We start from the raw sequence: 4,190 nt of genomic DNA, 5'->3' as shown, positions 1-4,190 counted from the left end.
CCTCGTCGAGGAGGTCGGTGGCGGTGTCGTTCTCGAAGACCTTCGTTCCCCAGCTGGACATGTCGCCAGACTAGGACTCACCCGCCGCCCGCGGCCAGATTTCCCGCCCGCTGCGCGATGAGTGACAGTTCCCGCTCCATCTGCTTCCGCGTGACTCTCATGGCCAGCGGGCCCATGACCGTCATGCCGACCCGCTCGGCCAGGCCCTTCACCCCCGTCGCAGGCTCCCCGACCTGCGTGGCGTCGAACCGGAACACCAGGTCGGTGCCGCCCGGCTCGGCGCCGTTGCCGGCCGGAGTGAGGTCGAAGCCGGTGTCGTACCGGACACCGCCATGCTCGGCCACGATGTCCGTCCGCCGCTCCGGGTCCACTGCCGTGACCTCCATGGTCTCGGTGGCCTCCCGGCCGAACATGCGGCGCGTCTCGCGCCACCGGGTGCCGCGCCGGTAGGTGCCGGGGCCGTCGTCGGAAAGCCGTTCCAGCCGAACGATGTCCGGCAGCAGCCCGGCCATCCCCTCCAGGTCCGTGACCACCTGCCACACGACGGCGGCCGGCGCCTCGACGTGCCGGCTCACCCTGATGCTCCACATCGGTTCGACGGCGGTCATGGGGTCTCCTTCCGGAGGGTGTGTTCCGTCGTCAGCGTAGACCCGCGACGGGCCCGTGCGTCAGTCCCTAGACTCGACCCCATGAGCGAGCACATCCGTTCCGAGACCGGCGAGAACACCACCGCACCGCCCCAGGCCGCGAAGCAGGCCGCGTGGCCCGAGCGGGTGGAGGTCGGCGAGCGCCAGGTGGCCTACCGGCTGACGGTGAGGGCCGGCGCGGACGAGCTGTGGGCGTTGCTCGCGGACCCGCACCGCCACCACGAGGTGGACGGCTCCGGCACCGTGAAGCCGCGGGTGGAGGGCCCTCACCGGCTTGCTGTGGGCGACCGGTTCAGGGTCCACATGAAGAAGTACCGGGTGCCCTACGTGATGCCCCTGACCGTCACCGGCTCCGAGCCGGGCCGCCTCATCGAGTGGGCACACCCGGGCGGACACCGCTGGCGCTGGGAGTTCCGGGACAACGGGGACGGCACCACGGACGTCACCGAGACCTTCGACTACTCGTGGGTCGGCCAGCGGCAGGCCAAGGCCTACGAGCTGCTGCGGCTGCAGAAGGAGAACGCCCGCGGCATCTCCTCCTCGCTCACGCGCCTGGCCGCGCGCCACGCCTGAACCGGCGCCGCGTACGCGCCGCAGCACCGGCCACGACGCACCGGACCGGTCGCACCGCTCAGGCGCGGCCGCCAGCTCACGCGCAGCCGCACCGCTCAGGCGCGCGGACGCGGGCTGGTGGAGTGTCCGGTGAAGTAGGCGACGAGCTCGCCGTCGGCCTCGATGCGGACCTCGATCATGCGGTCGCGGCCGAACTCGATCTGCTGACGGGCGATCGCCGTCAGGCGGGTGCCGAGCTTCGCCGGGGCCACGTAGGTGATCTCCGCACGGCGGGTCACCGGGGCCGCGCCGAAGGTGGCCACGCAGTAGGCCAGGGCGGTGTCTGCGAGGTGGAAGAGGAAGCCGCCGTGGCAGATCTTGTGGGAGTTCACCATGTCCTCGGTGACGTCACGGTGCATCTCCACGTGGCCGACCGCCACCTCGCCGAGGCTCACGCCGTGGTCCTTCACGGCCGGGTCGTTGACGTAGATCTCCTCCAGGCGGGCGCGGACGGGCTCCAGGGACTCGGTCTCGCCGCCGGCCTCGGCGGGGGTGGTCGGGGCGACGTTCTCGGTCATGCTGCTCCTTCGAAGCGGTGGGCCTGCAGGGCGCAGGGCGGGTTGCGGTGCGCAGGGTGCACCGGCGCCCTGGCGGACGGCGGGCACCGATCCCGACCAGTATGCCGGTGAGCGCGCCCACTCAAGGAGGCGAGGAGACGGGCCGAGGTGCGGGGCCGACGTCGGGAAGCCGTCCCTGTCTGGTCTCGCCGGCGGAACGACAAACCCCGCCTCCCTTTTCGCGAGCGAAAACGCCTCCCTTTTCGCGAGCGAAAGCGCCTCCCCTTTCGCGAGCGAAAGCGCCCCCTGCCACCTGTCCGCACACGGCCGCGGGCCCGGCGCCGATGAGTCGGCACCGGGCCCGGGCGCACCCGGACCGGGGCGCCGGGTCGTCGGAAGCCTCAGTCCTCCATCGCGTAGTCGATCACCACGCGGCCGTCGATCTTGCCGTGCCGCATCTCATCGAACACCGCGTTGATGTCGCCGAGCGGGCGGGTGTGGAAGGTCGGCTTGATCTTTCCGGCCGCGTAGAACTCGAGCGCCTCGACCATGTCCTGACGGGTGCCCACGATCGAGCCGCGGATGGTCAGGCCCTTGAGGACGATGTCGAAGATCGGGGCCGGGAAGTCTCCCGGAGGCAGGCCGTTGAAGACGATGGTGCCGCCGCGGCGGGTCATGGCGATCGCCTGGCCGAACGCCTGCGGGTGCACCGCGGTGACGAGCACGCCGTGGGCGCCGCCGATCTTCTCCTGGATCTCCACGGACGGGTCGGCCACGTTCGCGTTGACCGTGATCTCGGCGCCGTGGCGCTCGGCGAGCTTGAGCTTGTCGTCGGCGACGTCCACCGCCACCACGCGCATACCCATGGCCACCGCATACTGCACGGCGATGTGCCCCAGGCCGCCGATGCCGGAGATGACGACCCACTGGCCGGGCCGCACCTCGGTCTGCTTCAGCCCCTTGTACACGGTGACGCCGGCGCAGAGGATCGGGCCGACCTCCAACGGGTCCGAACCCTCCGGGATGACGGGCGCGTAGCGGGTGTCCACGAGCATGTACTCGCCGAACGAGCCGTCCGTGGAGTAGCCGCCGTTGAGCTGCTCCTCACAGAGCGTCTCCCAGCCGGTGCGGCAGTACTGGCAGTGGCCGCAGGCGGTCCAGAGCCAGGCGTTGCCGACCATGTCTCCGACCTTGACGTTGTCCACGTCCGGGCCGACCTCCTCGACGATGCCGACGCCCTCGTGGCCGGGGATGAACGGCGGGGTCGGCTTCACCGGCCAGTCGCCCTCCATCGCGTGCAGGTCCGTGTGGCAGACGCCGGAGGCGATGAGCTTCACGAGTGCCTGATGCTGGCCGGGTGTCGGGCGCTCGACCTCCTTGACCTCGGTCTCGTTGCCGAACCGGGTGACGACTGCTGCCTTCATGGCGGTCATGGGGAATCACCTTTCCTGTGGAGTGTGGTCCTTCTGGGATTGAACGGGGGGTGGGGATGGTCTGCAGGTGCCGGGCGCCTGCCGTCGCGCCGGGGACAACGCTCGGGGCTGCCCGGCGGCCCGGGCACGACGACGGCCGTGCACCGTCGGCCGTCGCCGCTCCTGTCCGTGGGGTCGGCTCAGAAGAAGCCGAGCCTGTCCTCGGAGTAGGAGACGAGCAGGTTCTTGGTCTGCTGGTAGTGCTCGAGCATCATCTTGTGGTTCTCACGGCCGATGCCCGAGGCCTTGTATCCGCCGAACGCCGCGTGCGCCGGGTAGTTGTGGTAGTTGTTCACCCACACGCGGCCGGCCTGGATGGCGCGACCGGCCCGGTAGGCGGTGTTGCCGTTGCGGGACCAGACGCCGGCGCCGAGGCCGTAGAGGGTGTCGTTGGCGATCGTCATGGCGTCGTCGAAGTCCGTGAAGGTGGTCATGGAGACGACCGGCCCGAAGATCTCCTCCTGGAAGATCCGCATGGAGTTGTCACCGCGGAAGATGGTCGGCTGCACGTAGTAGCCGCCGGCGAGCTCGCCCTCCATCTCGGCCTGGGCACCGCCGGTGAGCACCTCGGCGCCCTCCTGCCTGCCGATGTCCAGGTAGGAGAGGATCTTCTCCAGCTGGTCGTTGGAGGCCTGAGCACCCATCATGACCTCGGTGTCCAGCGGGTTGCCGGTCTTGATCCGCTCGGTGCGGGCCACCACGGTCTCGAGGAACTTCTCTGCGATGGACTCCTGGACCAGCGCGCGGGACGGGCACGTGCAGACCTCGCCCTGGTTGAGCGCGAAGAGGGTGAAGCCCTCCTGCGCCTTGTCCCAGAAGGCGTCGTCGGAGTCCATGACGTCCTCGAAGAAGATGTTCGGGGACTTGCCGCCGAGCTCGAGGGTCACCGGGATGATGTTCTCGGAGGCGTACTGCATGATCAGGCGGCCGGTGGTGGTCTCGCCGGTGAAGGCGACCTTGCG

General features: G+C 70.0%; 5 protein-coding genes and 1 pseudogene. 1 reads left to right on the top strand and 5 read right to left on the bottom strand.

Going from position 1 to position 4,190, the window contains the following annotated elements; translation table 11 throughout:
* Both MLY01S_RS13180 and MLY01S_RS11685 read right to left on the bottom strand, forming a co-directional pair.
* A partial coding sequence (locus MLY01S_RS13180) for a DUF4259 domain-containing protein (RefSeq protein WP_506256459.1) occupies positions 1-61 on the bottom strand: 61 nt, incomplete at its 3' end.
* 16 nt (positions 62-77) lie between these two features.
* Positions 78-608: an SRPBCC family protein gene (locus tag MLY01S_RS11685; RefSeq protein ID WP_067192363.1), complete on the bottom strand. Its 531-nt coding sequence runs from the start codon at positions 606-608 to the stop codon at positions 78-80.
* Between the two features lie 81 nt (positions 609-689).
* Here MLY01S_RS11685 and MLY01S_RS11680 point away from each other — a divergent pair, with 81 nt between their 5' ends.
* Positions 690-1,220 (top strand): SRPBCC family protein, encoded by a 531-nt coding sequence (locus tag MLY01S_RS11680; RefSeq protein ID WP_067192359.1) that lies wholly within the window; start codon positions 690-692, stop codon positions 1,218-1,220.
* A gap of 95 nt (positions 1,221-1,315) precedes the next feature.
* Here the strand turns inward: MLY01S_RS11680 and MLY01S_RS11675 are convergent, their stop codons facing one another.
* The 3 genes and pseudogenes from MLY01S_RS11675 to adh all read right to left on the bottom strand — a co-directional run.
* The gene (locus tag MLY01S_RS11675) at positions 1,316-1,777 is read right to left on the bottom strand and encodes a hotdog fold thioesterase (protein ID WP_067192356.1); all 462 of its coding nucleotides are present in this window, start codon (positions 1,775-1,777) and stop codon (positions 1,316-1,318) included.
* Between the two features lie 380 nt (positions 1,778-2,157).
* Positions 2,158-3,189, bottom strand: coding sequence for an alcohol dehydrogenase AdhP (adhP, locus tag MLY01S_RS11670; RefSeq protein WP_067192353.1), 1,032 nt, complete (start codon positions 3,187-3,189; stop codon positions 2,158-2,160).
* A gap of 179 nt (positions 3,190-3,368) precedes the next feature.
* Positions 3,369-4,190, bottom strand: a pseudogene (adh, locus tag MLY01S_RS11665) (aldehyde dehydrogenase); the annotation flags it as partial.

The organism is Micrococcus lylae NBRC 15355, from assembly GCF_001570885.1.
Taxonomy (GTDB): Bacteria; Actinomycetota; Actinomycetes; order Actinomycetales; family Micrococcaceae; genus Micrococcus; species Micrococcus lylae.
This window is presented reverse-complemented; position numbering and strand designations above follow the sequence as displayed.

What these genes read in the sequence shown, in the direction of transcription:
- adhP (WP_067192353.1), bottom strand. Translation starts at nt 3,189, where the DNA reads ATGACCGCCATGAAGGCAGCAGTCGTCACCCGGTTCGGCAACGAGACC.
- MLY01S_RS11675 (WP_067192356.1), bottom strand. Translation starts at nt 1,777, where the DNA reads ATGACCGAGAACGTCGCCCCGACCACCCCCGCCGAGGCCGGCGGCGAG.
- MLY01S_RS11685 (WP_067192363.1), bottom strand. Translation starts at nt 608, where the DNA reads ATGACCGCCGTCGAACCGATGTGGAGCATCAGGGTGAGCCGGCACGTC.
- MLY01S_RS11680 (WP_067192359.1), top strand. Translation starts at nt 690, where the DNA reads ATGAGCGAGCACATCCGTTCCGAGACCGGCGAGAACACCACCGCACCG.